This window comes from Leifsonia sp. 10N434 (assembly GCF_056394405.1).
In genome coordinates this window covers 125,878-143,224 of sequence record NZ_JBFTHV010000008.1, presented here as the reverse complement: position 1 = coordinate 143,224, position 17,347 = coordinate 125,878, and the positions used below count along the sequence as shown (strand labels likewise).

At 68.8% G+C, this 17,347-nt stretch carries 15 protein-coding genes; 3 read left to right on the top strand and 12 right to left on the bottom strand.

Annotated features, from left to right (window positions below; genetic code table 11):
- Window positions 1–4: 4 nt before the first annotated feature.
- From AC1DB1_RS18010 to AC1DB1_RS17960, 11 genes are all read right to left on the bottom strand, one after another.
- The gene (locus tag AC1DB1_RS18010; RefSeq protein WP_477201788.1) at window positions 5–1,072 is read right to left on the bottom strand and encodes a UDP-N-acetylglucosamine--N-acetylmuramyl-(pentapeptide) pyrophosphoryl-undecaprenol N-acetylglucosamine transferase; all 1,068 of its coding nucleotides are present in this window, start codon (window positions 1,070–1,072) and stop codon (window positions 5–7) included.
- Window positions 1,069–2,331: a putative lipid II flippase FtsW gene (gene ftsW, locus AC1DB1_RS18005; protein WP_477201787.1), complete on the bottom strand. Its 1,263-nt coding sequence runs from the start codon at window positions 2,329–2,331 to the stop codon at window positions 1,069–1,071. The genes AC1DB1_RS18010 and ftsW overlap by 4 nt, the downstream gene beginning before the upstream one ends.
- Window positions 2,297–3,826 (bottom strand): UDP-N-acetylmuramoyl-L-alanine--D-glutamate ligase, encoded by a 1,530-nt coding sequence (gene murD, locus AC1DB1_RS18000; RefSeq protein WP_477201786.1) that lies wholly within the window; start codon window positions 3,824–3,826, stop codon window positions 2,297–2,299. Before murD ends, ftsW begins: the two co-directional genes overlap by 35 nt.
- Entirely contained in the window at window positions 3,823–4,935 is a 1,113-nt protein-coding gene (gene mraY / locus AC1DB1_RS17995) for a phospho-N-acetylmuramoyl-pentapeptide-transferase (RefSeq protein WP_271176365.1), read from the bottom strand. The genes murD and mraY overlap by 4 nt, the downstream gene beginning before the upstream one ends.
- Entirely contained in the window at window positions 4,932–6,344 is a 1,413-nt protein-coding gene (locus AC1DB1_RS17990) for a UDP-N-acetylmuramoyl-tripeptide--D-alanyl-D-alanine ligase (protein WP_477201819.1), read from the bottom strand. Before AC1DB1_RS17990 ends, mraY begins: the two co-directional genes overlap by 4 nt.
- Window positions 6,344–7,888 (bottom strand): Mur ligase family protein, encoded by a 1,545-nt coding sequence (locus AC1DB1_RS17985; RefSeq protein WP_477201785.1) that lies wholly within the window; start codon window positions 7,886–7,888, stop codon window positions 6,344–6,346. Before AC1DB1_RS17985 ends, AC1DB1_RS17990 begins: the two co-directional genes overlap by 1 nt.
- 11 nt (window positions 7,889–7,899) lie before the next feature.
- The gene (locus AC1DB1_RS17980; protein WP_271176367.1) at window positions 7,900–9,642 is read right to left on the bottom strand and encodes a peptidoglycan D,D-transpeptidase FtsI family protein; all 1,743 of its coding nucleotides are present in this window, start codon (window positions 9,640–9,642) and stop codon (window positions 7,900–7,902) included.
- Window positions 9,643–9,661: 19 nt separating this feature from the next.
- Window positions 9,662–10,333 (bottom strand): cell division protein FtsL, encoded by a 672-nt coding sequence (gene ftsL, locus AC1DB1_RS17975; RefSeq protein WP_477201784.1) that lies wholly within the window; start codon window positions 10,331–10,333, stop codon window positions 9,662–9,664.
- On the bottom strand, window positions 10,330–11,283 hold the full coding sequence (gene rsmH, locus AC1DB1_RS17970) for a 16S rRNA (cytosine(1402)-N(4))-methyltransferase RsmH (protein WP_477201818.1): 954 nt from the start codon (window positions 11,281–11,283) through the stop codon (window positions 10,330–10,332). Before rsmH ends, ftsL begins: the two co-directional genes overlap by 4 nt.
- Window positions 11,284–11,385: 102 nt before the next feature.
- On the bottom strand, window positions 11,386–11,817 hold the full coding sequence (mraZ, locus tag AC1DB1_RS17965) for a division/cell wall cluster transcriptional repressor MraZ (RefSeq protein ID WP_271176369.1): 432 nt from the start codon (window positions 11,815–11,817) through the stop codon (window positions 11,386–11,388).
- 240 nt (window positions 11,818–12,057) lie between these two features.
- A complete protein-coding gene (locus tag AC1DB1_RS17960) occupies window positions 12,058–12,444 on the bottom strand; it encodes a DUF3040 domain-containing protein (protein ID WP_271176370.1) in 387 nt (128 codons plus the stop codon).
- A gap of 76 nt (window positions 12,445–12,520) precedes the next feature.
- Between AC1DB1_RS17960 and AC1DB1_RS17955 the strand changes: the two genes are divergently transcribed.
- Window positions 12,521–13,639 (top strand): polyprenyl synthetase family protein, encoded by a 1,119-nt coding sequence (locus AC1DB1_RS17955; protein ID WP_477201783.1) that lies wholly within the window; start codon window positions 12,521–12,523, stop codon window positions 13,637–13,639.
- Window positions 13,640–13,680: 41 nt separating this feature from the next.
- Here the strand turns inward: AC1DB1_RS17955 and AC1DB1_RS17950 are convergent, their stop codons facing one another.
- Window positions 13,681–14,022 (bottom strand): Rv2175c family DNA-binding protein, encoded by a 342-nt coding sequence (locus tag AC1DB1_RS17950; RefSeq protein ID WP_271176372.1) that lies wholly within the window; start codon window positions 14,020–14,022, stop codon window positions 13,681–13,683.
- Window positions 14,023–14,255: 233 nt separating this feature from the next.
- On the opposite strand from AC1DB1_RS17950, the gene AC1DB1_RS17945 reads away from it, so the two are divergent.
- Window positions 14,256–15,284, top strand: coding sequence for a LysM peptidoglycan-binding domain-containing protein (locus AC1DB1_RS17945; protein WP_477201817.1), 1,029 nt, complete (start codon window positions 14,256–14,258; stop codon window positions 15,282–15,284).
- Window positions 15,285–15,377: 93 nt separating this feature from the next.
- Window positions 15,378–17,288, top strand: a complete 1,911-nt coding sequence (pknB, locus tag AC1DB1_RS17940; protein ID WP_477201782.1) for a Stk1 family PASTA domain-containing Ser/Thr kinase — start codon at window positions 15,378–15,380, stop codon at window positions 17,286–17,288.
- The last annotated feature ends 59 nt before the right edge of the window (window positions 17,289–17,347 follow it).

Genomic DNA, 17,347 nt, shown 5'->3' with positions numbered 1-17,347 from the left:
CGCTCTAGAGCGAGCTTCGGATGAGCGACACCATGCGGTCGGAACCGTCGCGCACACCGGCGGTCGCGGCGCGCTCGCCCATGCGGGTGACGCGCTCGCGATCGGCGAGCAGCGGGAGGAGCTCCGTGTCGACCCACCCGGGGAGGAACGCTGCGTCGTCCACCAGGATTCCCCCGCCGGCGGCGACGACGCCGGCGGCGTTGAAGCGCTGCTCGCCGTTGCCGACCGGGTAGGGGACATAGACGGCAGGGATGCCGAGAGCTGCGAACTCGCTCACCGTGGCCGCGCCGGAACGGGCGACGGCCAGGTCGGTGATGGCGAACGCCAGGTCCATCCGGTCGCAGTAGTCGACGAGGCGGTAGCCGTCGATGCCAGGGTCGGTGAGCTCGCCGCGGCCGCCCTGGATGTGCAGCACCTGGTAGCCGGCGCCGGTGAGCGCCGCGGCGCGGTCGGCGATCGTGGAGTTCAGCCGGCGCGCGCCGAGCGACCCGCCGGTCACGAGGATGGTGGGGCGGACTGCGTCGAGCCCGAAGAAGGCGGCTGCCTCCGGACGGGTCGCCGCGCGGTCGAGCTCCTCGACCTCAACCCGGAGCGGCATCCCGACGAAGGTCGCATGGGGAAGCGCGGTGCCCTCGAAGGCGACGCCGACGAACGGCGTGTACCGGGCGCCGAGACGATTCGCGAGGCCCGGCTTGGCGTTCGCCTCGTGCAGAATCAGCGGGATGCCGGCCTTGCGCGCGGCGGAGTAGGCCGGGGCGGCCGCGTAGCCGCCGAAGCCAACCACGGCGTCGATGGCGCGCTGCTCGATGAGAGAGCGCACCGTGCCGATGGTGCGCCGGTACTCCGCGGGGAACCGCAGGGCCGCTGCGTTCGGGCGCCGCGGGAACGGCAGCTTCGGGATGGTCGCCAGTTCGTAGCCGCGCTCCGGGACCAGCCGCGCCTCGAGCCCCTCGGCGGTGCCGAGCACCAGGATCTCCGCGGCGGGGTCGTCACGGCGCAGCCGGTCGGCGACGGCGAGCAACGGGTTCACATGGCCGGCGGTTCCACCGCCGGCGAGGAGGTACCGCGTCACGCGTCGGCGCCGATCGAGGAGCGGGCGCCCTGGCGCCGGTCGGCGGCGGGCCGGCCGTCCTGCCGACGGGCCGCCTTCCCGGTCTCACGGGCGAAGGACAGGACGATGCCGATTGCGATCATGGAACTGATCATCGCAGTTCCTCCTGCAGAGATCAGTGGGAGTGGAACTCCGAGCACCGGTATGACGCCGAGCACCACCGCGATGTTCACGAATGCCTGGCCGATCAGCCACACCATGATCGCCGCCGTCGTGACGCGTGCGAACGGGTCGTTCGACGCGTGGATGATGCGCAGGAACACGACGGTGAGGAGCACGAACAGGATCAGCACCACGATCGCGCCGATGAGGCCGAGCTCCTCGCCGATGATGGCGAAGATGAAGTCGGTGTCGGCCGCGGGGAGCCACGACCACTTCGAGTGTGAATTGCCCAGCCCGACACCGAAGACGCCGCCGGACGCGAGCGCGTAGAAGCCGTTGTCGATCTGCCAGTTGACGTCGGGGTTGGCGGTGCTCGCACCACCGAAGAGCGCGGCGATCCGGCCGAGCCGGCTCTTGCTCGACACGGCGACGAGCACCGCGACGATCGCGACCGCCACCGTTCCGAAGGCGAGATGGCGCAGCTTGACCCCGGCGAAGAACAGCGCGCCCAGCACGATCGCGGCCATGATGACCGTCGTTCCGAGGTCACCGCCGAGGATCACGAGCAGGATCGCGCCGCCGCCGATCGGCACGACCGGCACGACGACGTGCTTCCACTGCCCGAGCAGGTCCTTCTTGCGGGCCAGCACCACGCCGAGCCAGACGACGAGCGCCACCTTGATGGCCTCCGACGGCTGCAGTGTCTGGGAGCCGATCCGGAGCCAGTTGCGGTTGCCGCCGATCTCCACGCCGAGCGGGGTGACCAGCACGAGGAGCTGCAGGAAGCACGCGGCGCCGAGAAGGATCCAGATGGACTTCTTCCAGAACCGGCTCGGCAGCCGGGAGACGAGGAACATCAGCGGCAGGCCGATGAGCGTGTACGCCCCCTGCGACCAGAAGCGTGAGAAGAAGTTGTCGGTGTCGTTGTGCGACTCCACCGATGACGACGAGAGCACCATCACCAGCCCGAACACCACCATGAACAGCGTGATGCCGAGCAGCAGGAAGTAGTTGGCGGACTCGGCCTGCATCGCCCGGCCCAGGGAGATCCTGGCCGTGAGGGCTCCGATGCGGGAGGAGGTCCTATTCTCCTCCTGGGTGCGAGGCGGAGTGCTCATCCGCCTCACCTCCAAAGAACTCGTTGACGGCCGCCTGGAAACGGCGACCGCGCTCTGCGTAGTCGGCGAACTGGTCCATCGAGGCCGCAGCCGGCGCCAGGAGAACGGTGTCTCCGGACTGTGCGACCCCGCCGGCCAACTTCACCGCCGTCGGCATGACCTCATCAGTTTCGTCGGCGTCGACCTCGTACACGGGCAGGCCGGGCGCGTGTCGTGCGAATGCGGAGCGGAGGGCCTCACGGTCGACTCCGATGATCACGGCGGCACGCAGCCGGGCGGCGTGGCGCTTCACCAGATCGTCGATGTCGACGCCCTTGAGCAGCCCGCCCGCGACCCAGACGACCGACTCGTACGCCCGCAGGGAGGCATCCGCCGCGTGCGGGTTCGTCGCCTTGGAGTCGTCCACCCAGCTCACGCCGCTCTCGATGCGCACGAGTTCGATCCGGTGGGCATCCAGCCGGAACGCCGTCAGCACATCCCGGATGACCCGCGGTGCGATCCCGTAGGAGCGTGCCAGCGCGCTTGCTGCCAGGATGTTCGCCACCACGTGCGGCGCGGCGAGACCGGCGTCCCGCAGTTCGTCGATGGTGGTGAGCTCGATCGCGCTGGTGAAGCGGTCGTCGAGGAACGCGCGGTCGCAGAGGATGCCGTCGACGATGCCGAAGTCGCTCGGTCCGGGGACGTCCAGGCCGAAGCTGATGGCGCGTGCGCCCTCGATCACTTCGGCATCGCGGACCATCTGCTCGGTGGCGGGGTCGGCGCGGTTGTACACGCACGCCACCTGGGTGTTGTCGTAGACCTTGGCCTTCGCCGCGCGGTAGGCGTCCGCCGAGCCGTGCCAGTCGAGGTGGTCGTCGGCGATGTTCAGGCAGGCAGACGAATACGGCGACAGTTCACCGCCGCGATTGCGGTTGACCCAGTGCAGCTGATAGCTGGAGAGTTCGACGACGAGCACATCGAACCCCTGCGGGTCGCGGATGGCGTCGAGCACCGGGATGCCGATGTTGCCGCAGGGAGCCGCGCGGTAACCCCCGGCGACGAGCATGGTCGCGGTGAGCTGCACCGTGGTGGTCTTGCCGTTGGTGCCGGTGACCGCGATCCAGTCGGCCGGGCTGCCGACCTTGTCGCGCAGGCGCCAGGCGAGCTCGATGTCGCCCCAGACAGCCGTTCCGCGCTGGTCCGCCCAATCGAGCAGCGGATGGTCGTGGTGGAAGCCGGGCGACACCACGATGAGCTCGGGATCGAACTCCGTCAGCCGATCGGGCGGAGCGGCGAGGTCGGCCTCTTCGAGGAGTTCCGCGCCGATCACCTCGAGGAGCATCGCGCGCTCGGGATCGGCCTTCGCGGTGACGACGAGCACCTCGGCGCCGAGCTCGACGAGGGTGTCGGCGACCGAGAATCCGGTGACGCCGAGACCGTAGACGGCCACCCGGAGCCCCCGCCAGTCCGACCGCCAGCTGGTCAGACCGGCCAGCCGTTCGTCGATTTCGGTCACGTTGCGAGCCATTCGAGATAGAAGCTGCCGACGCCGGCGGCGACGAGCAGTCCGCCGATGATCCAGAACCGCACGACCACGGTGACCTCCGCCCATCCCTTCAGTTCGAAGTGATGGTGGATCGGGCTCATCAGGAAGATACGTTTACCTCTGGTGAGCTTGAAGTACGCGCGCTGCACGATGACAGAGCCGGCCTCGATGACGAACAGGCCGCCGATGAGCACCAGGAGGAGCTCGGTGCGGCTGAGGATCGCCAGGGCGGCGACCGCCCCGCCGAGGGCCAGCGAACCGGTGTCGCCGAGGAAGATCTGCGCGGGCGACGTGTTCCACCAGAGGAAGCCGACGACGGCTCCGACGATCGCCGTGGCGACGATCGCGAGGTCGAACGGATCGCGCACGTCGTAGCATTTCTCGACGTTCGCCGGATCGAGCTTGAGGTTGGAGCACGACTGGATCGACTGCCAGAACCCGATGATGATGTAGGCGCCGATGGCGAGGATGGACGCGCCGGAGGCGAGGCCGTCGAGGCCGTCCGTCACGTTCACTCCGTTCGACGTCGCGGCGACGATGAAGTTGATCCAGATCAGGTAGAGCCCGTAGCCGACGATGACGCCGATCGCCCCGAACTTCGTGATCGACATGAAGTCGATCGGCAGATCGCGGATCAGCGAGACGCTCATCGTCGCCGGCGTGTAGCCGTTGCCGTTCGGGAACATGATCGCCAGGAACGCCCAGACCGTGGCGACGATCACCTGGCCGGCGACCTTGGCCCAGCCGGTGAGACCGAGGCTGCGTTCACGGCGGGTCTTGAGGAAGTCGTCGATGAACCCGACGATCCCGAGCCCCACCATGAGGAAGAGGACGAGCAGCGCAGAGACCGAGGTCTCGTCGCCGGTCAGCAGCAACGCCACGAAGTAGCCGAACAGCGTGCCGAGGATGACGACGATGCCGCCCATCGTGGCGGTGCCGCGCTTGGCGTGGTGGCTCTGGGGTCCGTCGTCGCGGATGAACTGCCCCCACTGCAGCCTGCGGAAGAGCCGGATGAAGACCGGGGTGAGGAACAGCGTGAACGCCATCGACAGTGCACCGGACGTCAGCAGAGCTCTCACGAGAACAATTCTCCCAGTCGATCACCCAGAAACCGCAGGCCGGCCGAGTTCGAAGATTTCACGAGCACCGTATCCCCCGCGACCAGGGCGGTCTCAAGGTGTTCGAAGGCGTCGTCCGGCGTGTCGAAGTAGAGCGACTCGCCGTCCCACGACCCCTCGTTGATGGTCGAGATGTGCATCCGGCGCGCGGCAGGGCCCACCACGATGAGCTGGTCGATGCCGAGACGGACGGCGAGCAGGCCGATCCGGTCGTGCTCCTCCCCAGAGAACTCGCCGAGCTCGCTCATCTCGCCCAGCACGGCCACCGTGCGACCGCCCGGCTCCGCGATCTGCGCGAGCGTCTTCAACGCCGCGGCCATCGAGTCGGGGCTCGCGTTGTAGGCGTCGTTGATGACGGTGACACCACGGGCTCCGCCCAGCACCTCCATGCGCCAGCGCTCGGCGCGCTGCACGGTCTGCAGGGCCGCCACGATGTCGTCGATGCCGACGTCGAGTGTGTGGGCGGCCGCCGCGGCCGCGAGGGCGTTCATGACGTGATGCTCGCCCAGAACACGGAAGCGCACGGCGCGCGTCTCGCCGTTCGGGAGGTGGAGCGTGAAGCTCGTACCCGCCGCGCTCGAGACCACGTCGGTGGCACGCACGTCGGCCCGCTCGTCGAGGCCGAACCAGAGCACCCGGGCGACCGTCTTGTCGGCCATCGAGGCGACCCGGGGATCGTCGAGGTTGAGCACGGCCACGTCGGTGTCGAGCAGGTCGCTGACCATCTCGGTCTTCGCCGCAAGCGTCGCCTCGATGCCGCCGAACTCGCCGGCGTGGGCGAGGCCGACCTTGAGCACCACACCGATGTCGGGCCGGGCCATGCGCACAAGGCGTGCGATCTCGCCGATGCCGCTCGCGCCCATCTCGGCGACGAGGAACTGCGTGTCGTCGGTCACCTCGAGCATCGTCACAGGGGCGCCGACCTCATTGTTGAACGAGGCGCGCGCGGCGATGGTCGGACCGACCTGCTCCAGGATGGCGCGCAGCAGGTTCTTGGTCGTCGTCTTGCCGTTCGATCCGGTCACGCCGACGATGCGCAGGGTGCCGGCCGCGCGTACGCGCGCGATCACCTCGGTCGCGAGGTCGCCCAGGGCGACGACGGTGTCGTCGACGAGCAACTGCGGAGCCGCCACGTCCAGTACGTGGTCGACGACGATGAGGGCGGCGCCGGCCTCCACGGCCTGGGGCACGAACAGGTGGCCGTCGGTGACCTCACCCGGCTTGGCGAAGAAGAGCGTGCCCGGCACGACCTCCCGCGAATCCGTGGTGGAAAGCCCGTCGACGACGGTCTCGGGAGTGGCGCCGGTGCCGTCGAGCACCAGACGACCCCGCGTGGCCGCGGCGATCTCGGCCAGGGTCATGGCGATCATCAGAGCCACCCGGCCTCTCGCAGAGCGAGCTTGGCGTCGTCGCGTGCCGAATACGGGATGCGCTGACCGGCCACCTCTTGGTAGTCCTCGTGGCCGGGACCGGCGTAGAGCACGATGTCGCCCTCGTCGGCGAGAGACAGCGCCTTGCGGAACGCCGCGCGGGGGTCGGCGACCTCGTAGAGCTCGAGCTCGGGCACGGCGCCGCGAGCGCCGGCGAGCAGCGTCGCACGGATGGCCGCCGGGTCCTCCCAGCGCGGGTGGAAGTCGGTGATCACCACAGCATCCGAGCCGCGCGCCGCGATGGCGCCCATGTCGGTGCGCTTGGTGGTGTCCCGGTCGCCGTCGGCGCCGAAGACCATCACGATCTTGCCGTCGGTGACCTTGCGCAGCGCGCCGAGGGTCGAGAGGAAGGCGTCGGGGCTGTGGCCGTAGTCGATGAACACGACGGGACCGCGGTCGCCCGAGATGCGCTCCGCGCGGCCGGGGATGAAGGCATCGATACCGCCGTCGCGTTCCAGAGCCGCGCCGATGGCGTCGAGATCGTAGCCGGACTCCACCAGCATGACGATCGCCAGCGCGGCGTTCGCGGCCATGTACGAGCCGAGCAGCGGGACCTGCGTCTGCAGCATCCGGCCGTCGGGGCCCTCGAGGACGAAGGCCGTGTGGTCGACCGTCTCCTCGGTCACCGACATCGTCCACTCGGCGTCGCCGCCGGCCGAGGTCGAGAGCGTGGTGACCGGGATGCGCGACTGCTCGACGAGCGAGCGCCCCCAGTCGGAGTCGACGGTGACGACGCCGCGCCGGGCACGGTCGGGCTGGAACAGCTCGAGCTTCGCCTCGAAGTAGTCGCTCATCGAGTCGTAGTCGTCGAGGTGGTCGTGGCTCAGGTTGGTGAAACCGACGACGTCGAACACGATGCCGTCGACCCGGTGGCGGCTGAGCGCCTGCGCCGAGACCTCGATGGCGACGGCCCGCACGGCGGCCTCGCGCATCCGGGCGAGCAGGGCGTGCAGCTCGCTGGCCTCGGGGGTGGTGAGCTTGCTGGTGATGGCGGTCTCGCCGATCCGCCGCTCGGCCGTCGAGCTGAGGCCGGAGACCACGCCGAGCTGCCCGAGGATGGCATTGAGCAGGTAGACGACGCTGGTCTTGCCGTTCGTGCCGGTGACGCCGAACAGGGTGGCCGAGTTCTCGTCGGTCCGGAAGATCCAGGCGGCGACCGCGCCGAGGGCCGCGCGGGCGTCCGAGGTCACGATCACCGGGAGTCCCGACGCGGCGGCGAGCTCTGCGCCCTCCTCGTCGGTGAGTACTGCCACCGCTCCGGCCTCGGCGGCCGCGGTCGCGAAGCTCGCGCCGTGCGCGTTGCGGCCGGGCACCCCCACGTAGAGGTCGCCGGGTTCGACGGCCGAGGTCGCGAGCGCGACACCGGTCACCTCCACGGCGTCGAGGTCGCCTCGATAGTCCAGCCCGAACTCCGCCACCAACTGTGCGAGCGGTCGGGCGACGGGATGCTCGGGGCGCAGAGAAGAGGGCGCCGGTCCTGTCACGGGGCTCACTTTCAGTAGTACGGCGGGTAGTCAGCCGGGCTGGTCGTCGAAGGCTTCACCCGGAAGGTCTTCAGCACTTGACTCATGATCGTGTGGAACAGCGGAGCGGCGGCTGCCGACGAAGTAATGGTAGTCGGGTATCCGAGGTTGACCGAAACGACGTACTGCGGATCGTCCACCGGAGCGACACCCATGACGGAGACGTAGTACGACGGCAGGTACCCGCCGTGGCCGTCCGGCTGCTGGGCCGTTCCGGTCTTCGCCGCTACCCGGTAGCCCGGGATCTGCAGCTTGCTCGCGAGCTCGCCGGACGTGACGACGCTCTCCATCATCCCGAGGGTCGTGTTGGCCGCCGTCGGCGAGACGACCTTGACCGGCGTCGGCTTCGGAACGTCGGTGACGGTGCCGTCGGGATGCGTGCATCCCTCGACCATCGTGAGCGGGATGCGCGTGCCGTTGTTGGCGAGCGCCTGGTACGCGCCGACCATCTGCATCTGGGTCGCCGAGACGCCCTGGCCGAACATCGTCGCGTACTTGGTCTGGTCGTCCCAGTCGCTGGCCGGGTGCAGGATGCCGGACGACTGTCCCGGATACGGCATGCCCGTGTCGCTGCCGATGCCGAACTTCTTGAGGTAGTCGTACCGGGTCTGATCGGTGAGCCTGCTGCCGAGGATCGACATGCCCGTGTTCGACGAGTTCATCAGCACGCCCGTGAGCGTCAGACGCTCGTCGTCGTGGTAGCCGGAGTCGTGCAGGTCCGCGCCCTGGCCCGACTGGAACCGGTACGGCGCGAGCACCTCGCTCGTGGGATTGGCCTTGCCCTGGTCGAGCAGCATGCTGGCGGTGAGGGCCTTGAACGTCGAGCCCGGCTCGTACGGGGTGCTGAACGGCAGCAGACCCCAGTACCCCGGGGATGTCGCGTCGATGTTGTTGGGGTCGAGTGCGGGCCACTGCGCGACCGCCTTCACCTTGCCGGTCTTCGCCTCGACCACGGTGACGAAGCCGAACTTGGCGCCGACCGCGCCGACCTGCTGGGCCAGCGTCTGCTCGGCGAACCACTGCAGGTCGCTGTCGACGGTCAGCTTCAGGGTGCCGCCGTCCTTGGCGGCCTTCTGCACGACGGTGCTGCCCGGGATGGCGACGCCGTCGGCGCCGCGTTGATAGGTCTCCGTGCCGTTCTCGCCGGCGAGACAGGAGTTCTCGCTGTACTCGAGCCCGCCGTTGCCGTTGCTCGAGACGTAGCCGAGCAGGTTGCCGGCGACCGCGCCGTTCGGGTAGGTGCGGGAGGCGACCTTCGTGAAGGTGAGCCAGGGGTACGGGAGCTTGTCGAGCTTGTCGAAGGTGGCGACATCCATGCCCGTCTTCACGAGCGCGTACTTCGACTTGGGGTCGTCTTTGAGCGCCTTGTCGATCAGGGCGACGACCTTCGCTCCGCCCTGCCCGGTGATGGTGCCGATCTTCCCGGCCGCCGTGACCATCTGGGCGCGTCCGCCGGCGATCGCGTCGGACGGCGACAGCTGGGCGGTGTAGCGGTAGACCGTCGTGGCCATTACGGTGCCGCTCGCGTCGAGGATGCTCCCCCGCGCGCCCGTCAACGTCTGCTCGACCTCCTTGGCCGTCACCGACTTCTTCTGCAGTGCGTCGGCCTGCACGACCTGGATGTCCACCAGCTTCGCGCCGAGGATGCCGACGGTCGCGGCCACGGCCAGCATCGTGAACGCCGTGCGTCTGCGCATCGTCTTTCGCGTGATCACGATCGAGCTCGTCCCGTCGTCAATGCGTCACCGGTGTCGGCAGCGCTCCGTCCAACGGTACGGTCGGCGCCGCCGGGGTCTTCTTCGGCACGCTCGGGCTTGTCGAACTCCCAGCTTTTCCGTTCGCAGCGGCGGCCGCCTTGGCCGCGGCCGCGGCTTTGGCTGCGTTCACGGCCTTGGCGGCTTTGGTCTGGACCGCGAGCGGCACACCGTTGAGCAGAGAATTCGGCACCAGGTTGCCCGTGCTGCCGGTGACCGTCCCCGCGACGCTGCTGGCCGCGATCGGCGCACCCAGCACCGCGCCGTCGGAGAGCCGCAGGTAGGCCGGGTTGCTGTTGCTGACCATGCCGAGCGCGTTAGCGTTCGCCGCCAGGTTCTGCGGCGACGCGACACGGTTCAGATCTTCGGAGGCGGCCTGGTACGAGCGCTGCAGGCGGGTCTGCGTGTCCTGCAGCGAGCTGAGCTGGTACGCACCCTGCGAGATGCCGATGCTGAGCAGCAGCTGAGCCACGACGATCCCGAACAGGGTCGCGATGGCGACGATCGCGTAGGCGGCCCGTGGACGCGCCCGTCGCTGCGAGCGGGTCGACACGACCTCGAGATGGTTCGGGCGCTCCTCGACGTGCGGCCGGGGCTCGGTGCGACCGATCCAGCCGACCGACGGCCGCCTTTCGGCCAGGTTCGAGCTCATGAGCCCCTCCTCACGCGTTCTGCGGCGCGCAAGCGCACCGGCGTCGCCCGCGGATTCGCGGCCTTCTCGTCGTCGTCCGCGAGCTCGGCGCCGCGGATGAGCAGTTTCAGTTCCGGGCGGTGCTCAGGGAGCTCGACCGGCAGTCCGGCGGGGGCACTCGACGTCGACCGCGTCTGCAGCTCCCGCTTGACGATGCGATCCTCGAGCGACTGGTAGGCCTCGACGACGATCCTGCCGCCGACGGCGAGCGCGTCGATCGCCGCGGGGATCGCCCGCTGCAGTACAGCGAGCTCCTGGTTCACCTCGATGCGCAGTGCCTGGAAGACCCTCTTGGCCGGATGCCCCTGACGCTGCACGGCGACGGGCGTCGCCTTGGTGATGACGTCGACCAGCTCGGCGGACCGCACGAACGGCTTGTCCGCCCGCGCCTCGACGATCTTCTGCGCGTAGCGGGCGGCGAGCTTCTCTTCCCCGTAGTCGCGGAAGATGCGGCGCAGGTCCGCCTCGCTGTATTCGGCGAGGATCACGGCGGCCGTGAGTTCGCTCGTGCCGTCCATGCGCATGTCGAGCGGGGCATCCTTCGAGTACGAGAATCCACGTTCCACGCGGTCGAGCTGCAGCGACGAGACGCCGAGATCGAAGAGCACGCCCTGGATCTCGTCGATGCCCAGGTCGTCCAGGGCGTCGAGGATGCCGTCGTAGACCGTGTGCACGAGGTGGACGCGGTCGCCGAACCGCGCGAGCCGCTCACCGGCGATCGCGAGCGCATCCGGATCGCGGTCGAGGCCCACCAGGGTGACCTCGGGGAAGCGCTCCAGGATGCCGGCCGAGTGGCCGCCCATGCCGAGCGTGGCATCCACGAGCACGGCGCCGGGCTCGCGCAAGGCGGGCTCGAGCAGCTCGATGACGCGCTCGAGGAGCACCGGGGTGTGGATCTGGTCGTCGGTCATGATGACGGGGTCGAGCTCCTGGATCCTGATCCCCATCCATTCCGACCTGGCACCGGGGAAGTGTGTCAGGGCGGCGAATGGCTGGGAGTCGGGCGCCAGGTGCTAGAAGAGTCCCGGGATCACCTCCTCGGTGGTGTTGGCGAATGTTGCTTCCTGCTCGGCCAGGTAGGTCTCCCAGGCCTGGGCGTCCCAGATCTCTGCTCGGCTGCCGGCGCCGATCACGACGAGGTCGCGATCGAGTCCTGCGTACGAGCGCAGCGTGGTCGGCACCGTCACGCGGTGCTGCTTGTCGGGGACCTCCGCGCTCGCTCCGGAGAGGAACACGCGCAGGTAGTCCCTCGCCTGCTTGCTGGTCACCGGCGCCTGGCGGATCTTCTCGTGAAGCGACTCGAACTCACGCTGGCTGAAGACGTACACGCAGTGCTCCTGGCCGCGGGTCAGGACGATGCCGGACGCGAGCTCATCCCGGAATTTGGCCGGCAGGATGATGCGCCCTTTTTCGTCGAGTTTGGGGGCGTAGGTACCGAGGAACATCGGGTACTCCCCCCACTCTTCCGGCCAAGGTTGCGGTGTGGCTCCACTTTACTCCACAACCATCCACAAAGTCAGCACTCTTCGCCGAATGGACCCGAAATGGGGGCACAAAGGCGCGGAAAATCAAGGATGTGCGGAGTGGAGGAAAATGGATGGCCCGGGAGAGTCGAGGGCACAAAAAAAGGGCCGATCCGAAGATCGACCCTGGTGGTACCGCTCGCGTGGAGCGGAAGGGAGGGGCTAGCTCTGCCCGTCCTGCCGCTTGTCCCACCGATCGTTGAGCTTGTTCATGAACCCGGCTTGCGCGGGCTTGCCCTGCTTGCCCGCGGCGTTGGGGCCATCGATGCCCTCCGGTGCGGCGGCGGGCCGCTTGCCCGGTGCGATCGCCAGCAGCACGCCGGCGAACATCACGATGAAACCGACGATGCCGACGATGGGCACCTGGATGAAGACCCCGGTGATGAGCACGCCGATGCCGACGACGGCGACGAGGATGCCGAGGACGATCGAGCGGTAAGCGGGTCTCCCGCGTCGCGCTCCGACTGTGGCGACGAAATCTGCGTCGTTCTGATAGAGGCTGCGCTCCATCTCTTCGAGGAGGCGCTGCTCGTGTTCCGAAAGCGGCATCCGTTTCCCCCTCTTTCCCGGGTTCGAGGCGTTGTGAAGCTGATTCTAGCTCTGGCGTGGTCGCTAGGCTAGGCGTGTGTCAGAAAGCATTCGGTTCGTCGACCTGATCCAGTCCAGAATCGATGGGTTCCTCGATGCGCGCGCCTCTATTCTCGTCTCCATCGCAGACGAACTCTCCCCGGTCGAGGCGTTCTCCCGGGATTTTCTCAGCGGCGGCAAGCGGTTCCGCGCGCTGTTCTGCTTCTGGGGATGGCAGGCCGTCCGGTCCTCCGATCCCGGAGCCGATGATCGTGCCGTTCAGGCGGGTGGCGCGCTCGAGGGCGTCGTGTCCGTCGCGAGCGCGCTGGAGATGTTCCACGCAGCCGCCCTGGTGCACGACGACATCATCGACAACTCCGACACCCGACGCGGGGCGGCGTCAGCCCATCGTCGATTCGAACAACTCCACGCCGAGAACGGCTGGGAGGGATCGGCCACCGCTTTCGGCACGGGAGCAGCCACGCTGCTCGGCGACCTGCTGCTGATCCTCAGCGACGAGCTGTTCGACGAGGGCCTCTCCGAGGTGGCCAGCACGGCTGCCCGGCGAGCCGCGCGCGCCGAGTTCAACCGGATGCGCGTCGAAGTGACCGCCGGCCAGTACCTCGACATCTTCGAGGAGATCGGCTGGAACACCCAGACGGAGGACGACCAGCTCTCCCGCGCCGAGCGCGTGATCGTCTACAAGTCCGCCAAGTACAGCATCGAGGCGCCGCTGGTGATCGGCGCGTCACTCGCGGGGGCGACCATCGGCCAGCTCGAGGCGCTGCGGTCGTTCGGGCTGCCCCTCGGGATCGCCTACCAGCTGCGCGACGATCTGCTCGGGGTGTTCGGCGACGCGAGCGTCACCGGCAAGCCGAGCGGCGACGACCTGCGCGAGGGCAAGCGCACCGTGCTGATCGCGCTGGCCAGGGAGGCGCTGCCCGCCGGCGCGCGGGCCACCCTCGACGAACTGCTCGGCGACCGCAGCCTCACCGCGCAGCAGATCGAGACCCTGCAGATGACGCTCCGGGCATCCGGTGCCGTCGACAAGGTCGAGGAGCTCATCGCCGCCAACGTCGCGCGCGCCATCGCTGCGATCGAGGCGGCTCCGTTGGGAGATCAGGCGAAGCAGCAGCTCCGCGAACTCGCCGTGACGGTCACCCGCCGCGCGTATTAGGCCCGGCGATCCCGCTAAACCCGGCGATCCCGGGCGCCGGACTAGCCGAGGGCCTGGGCGACCCTGCGCACCTCGGCCTTGCGACCGGATCGCAGCGCGTCGATCGGGGCGGTACCGAGGATCTCGTCGTCCTCGATCAGCCAGTCGACGGCCTCGTCGTTGTCGAATCCGGCGTCCCCCAGCACGATCAGGGTGCCGCGCAGCTCGGTGAGCGGCTCACCGTCTCTCAGGAAGTCCGCCGGCACCTTCAGCACACCGTCGATGCGCTTGGCGGCGAGGTGCTTGTCCTCGATGAGGCGGCGCACACGGCTCACCCCGAGTCCGAGGGCATCGACGAGGTCGGGGATGGTCAGCCACTCGCGGGCTGGGGCTTGCTCAGTCACCCCTTAACACTGCCATGACGCGGGCGATCGCGGGAGCGATCCCGATTGTTACGATCGTGTTAACTCAATTCACACGCGTCACACTAATTGACTCCTTATTCATTGTGTGTCAGCGTGGGAGTTCGCAACGAGAACGAAGGTGAGTTCGCATGCGCCTGCTCGAAACCGATGTCACGCCGGATGGACCCTCGGCGCGCCCCTCGCGGCGCGCGGCCCGTTCCGTCTTCGCCACGATGCCCATCGCGATCGCGAGCTCGGTGGCGGTGACCCTCAACCTGATCACGCCCGCGAACGCGGCTGCACCCGAGACCGGTGAGTCGGAACGCGCGAAGGAGAAGGCTCCGGACACGAACGGCACGACGACCGTCGATCTCCGCGACTCGGCGGGGACATCCGCCGCCGAGACCTCGATCGCCGCCGCCCCGGCACGATACCGGGTGCAGAACGGCGACACCGTCTCCGGCATCGCCGGCCGTTTCGGGCTCTCGACGGCCAGCGTCCTCGCCCTCAACGGCCTCAGCTGGAAGAGCCTGATCTTTCCCGGCCAGGTGCTCGCACTCACCGGAGCGACGGGCGTGTCGCACCATCGCCCGGCACCGACCGCGCCCGTGCCGTCGACGACGAAGTACCGCGTGGTCTCCGGCGACACGATCAGCGGCATCGCCGGTCGCTTCGGCGTCTCCACCGCCGCCGTGCTCAGCGCGAACGGACTCGGCCGTGGCAGCCTGATCTTCCCCGGCCAGTTGGTGACGATCCCCGGGCTCGCGACCGCGGCGGTCGAGAAGCCCCACGCGGTCTCCGCCCCCGTGGCACCGGCTGCGCGGGCCGTCGTTCCGCACGGCACCGCGATCGTCCCCCTCACGGAGGAGATGCGCGCGAACGCCCGCATCATCATCGAGGTCGGGCGGCAGAAGGGCGTCGACGACTACGGGCTGGTGATCGCGCTTGCGGCCGCCGCTCAGGAATCGGGCCTGCGCAATGTGCGCTACGGCGACCGCGACTCGCTCGGGCTGTTCCAGCAGCGGCCGAGCACCGGCTGGGGAACGCCCGCCCAGGTGCTCGACGCGCACTACGCCGCTCGCGCGTTCTTCGGTGGACCGGGCAACCCGACGGCCGGACGAACCCGTGGCCTGCTCGACATCCGGGGCTGGCATTCGATGAGTGTCACCGCCGCCGCGCAGGCCGTGCAGATCTCCGCCTACCCCACCGCCTACGCCAAATGGGAGCGGTCCGCCCGCGCCTGGCTGACCCAGCTCGGCTGACGAGCCGGCCGAGATGATCACAAGGCGGTCACAGCCAGCGGCTCCACGGTGTTTTGCAGGGTTCGAGCAGGTCCCGTTCTCTAAACTCGACACGTGACCACGAGCCAAACCGACCCCATGATCGGCCGTCTCATCGACGGCCGTTATCAGGTGCGCTCGCGGATCGCCCGTGGCGGCATGGCGACGGTCTACCTCGCCACCGACCTGCGGCTCGAACGCCGTGTCGCCATCAAGGTGATGCACGGCCATCTCGCCGACGACAGCACCTTCAAGAGCCGCTTCGTGCAGGAGGCCCGCTCGGCCGCCCGGCTCGCGCACCCGAACGTCGTCAACGTGTTCGACCAGGGCCAGGACTCCGATATGGCCTACCTCGTCATGGAGTACCTGCCGGGCATCACGCTGCGCGACCTGCTCAAGGACTACGGCAAGCTCACCCCCGAGCAGACCATCGACATCATGGAGGCCGTTCTCAGCGGTCTCGCCGCGGCGCACAAGGCCGGCATCGTCCACCGGGACCTCAAGCCGGAGAACGTGCTGCTCGCCGACGACGGCCGCATCAAGATCGGCGACTTCGGCCTCGCGCGCGCCGCAAGCGCGAACACCGCGACCGGCCAGGCGCTGCTCGGAACCATCGCCTACCTCTCCCCCGAGCTGGTCACCCGAGGCGTGGCCGACGCCCGCAGCGACATCTACGCGCTCGGCATCATGATGTACGAGATGCTCACCGGCGAGCAGCCGTTCAAGGGCGAGCAGCCGATGCAGATCGCGTACCAGCACGCGAACGACGCCGTGCCGACTCCGAGCAGCAAGAACCCCGCCGTCCCGCCGGAGCTCGACGACCTCGTCCTCTGGGCCACGGCGAAAGACCCGGACCAGCGCCCGCGTGACGCCAAGGAGATGCTCGAGCGCCTCATGGAGGCCGAGAAGGCGATCCGTGGCGAATCCGGCGGTCTGCAGCCCACGATGGTGCTGCCGCCCGCGTTCGGGCTCGGCGCCGACAACGGCGACACCCAGATCATCAACCCGGCCATCCGGCAGCAGGTCGCCGCCAGCACCCCCGACAGCGCCGCCGTCCTCACCACGGCCGCCAAGCGCCGCCGGGGCAAGGGCTGGTGGCTGTTCGCCCTCGTCATCGTCCTGGCCGGGCTGGCCGGCGGCACCGGCTGGTACTTCGGCGCCGGTCCGGGTTCGACCGTGCCCATCCCGAACCTCGCCGGCAAGACGCCGGCCGCCGCCGCGACCGCCCTCAAGGAGCTCGGTCTCGAGTCGACCCAGGGCACCGAGTACAGCACGACGGTCGGCAAGGGACTGGTGTCGAGCACCGATCCGAAGTCCGGGGCCTCCGCCCATCGCGGCAGCGTCGTGACGCTCAAGGTCTCCCAGGGGCCGAAGCCCATCACGCTCCCACCGCTCGCCGGAAAGACCGTGGATCAGGCGAAGGCCGCGATCACGGGCGCCGGTGCGGTCGTCGGAACGATCGCGCAGCAGTTCGATCCGAAGGTGCCCGCCAACGTCGTCATCTCCGCCTCGAAGCCCGACGGCAACAACATCTCGGCCGGCGGCGCCTATTTCGAGGGCGCCACGGTCAATCTGCTCGCGTCGGTCGGCGCGGTGCCGGATGTCGCGGGGATGTCGGTCGACGACGCGACGTCGGCCCTCAAGAACGTGCACCTCCTCGTCACCGGCGGCCCGCAGTCGTACAGCGACACGGTCGAGAAGGGCGATGTGATCACCGCCCAGGCCCAGAAGGACGGACCGATCAAGCCCGGCGACACCCTCGCGCTCGAGACCTCCAAGGGGCCGGAACCCGTGCCCGTCCCCGACGTCGTCGGCAAGACGTGGGATGTCGCCAAGAAGACGCTGAAGGACGCCGGCTTCGACCTCAAGTACAGCGCCATCGCTGATGTGGCACCTGCGGCGTTCGTCGTCTCGAAGATCAGCCCCGGTGCGAACACCGAGGTCGCCAAGGGGTCGACCGTCACCATCAACTTCGCCGGCTTCTGACCCGGTCAGCCGCCCGCGGCACCACGTGTATGAAGAAGGCCCGCCGGATGATCCGGCGG

What these genes read in the sequence shown, in the direction of transcription:
- ftsW (WP_477201787.1), bottom strand. Translation starts at nt 2,331, where the DNA reads ATGAGCACTCCGCCTCGCACCCAGGAGGAGAATAGGACCTCCTCCCGC.
- AC1DB1_RS17990 (WP_477201819.1), bottom strand. Translation starts at nt 6,344, where the DNA reads ATGATCGCCATGACCCTGGCCGAGATCGCCGCGGCCACGCGGGGTCGT.
- ftsL (WP_477201784.1), bottom strand. Translation starts at nt 10,333, where the DNA reads ATGAGCTCGAACCTGGCCGAAAGGCGGCCGTCGGTCGGCTGGATCGGT.
- rsmH (WP_477201818.1), bottom strand. Translation starts at nt 11,283, where the DNA reads ATGACCGACGACCAGATCCACACCCCGGTGCTCCTCGAGCGCGTCATC.
- mraZ (WP_271176369.1), bottom strand. Translation starts at nt 11,817, where the DNA reads ATGTTCCTCGGTACCTACGCCCCCAAACTCGACGAAAAAGGGCGCATC.
- AC1DB1_RS17960 (WP_271176370.1), bottom strand. Translation starts at nt 12,444, where the DNA reads ATGCCGCTTTCGGAACACGAGCAGCGCCTCCTCGAAGAGATGGAGCGC.
- AC1DB1_RS17945 (WP_477201817.1), top strand. Translation starts at nt 14,256, where the DNA reads ATGCCCATCGCGATCGCGAGCTCGGTGGCGGTGACCCTCAACCTGATC.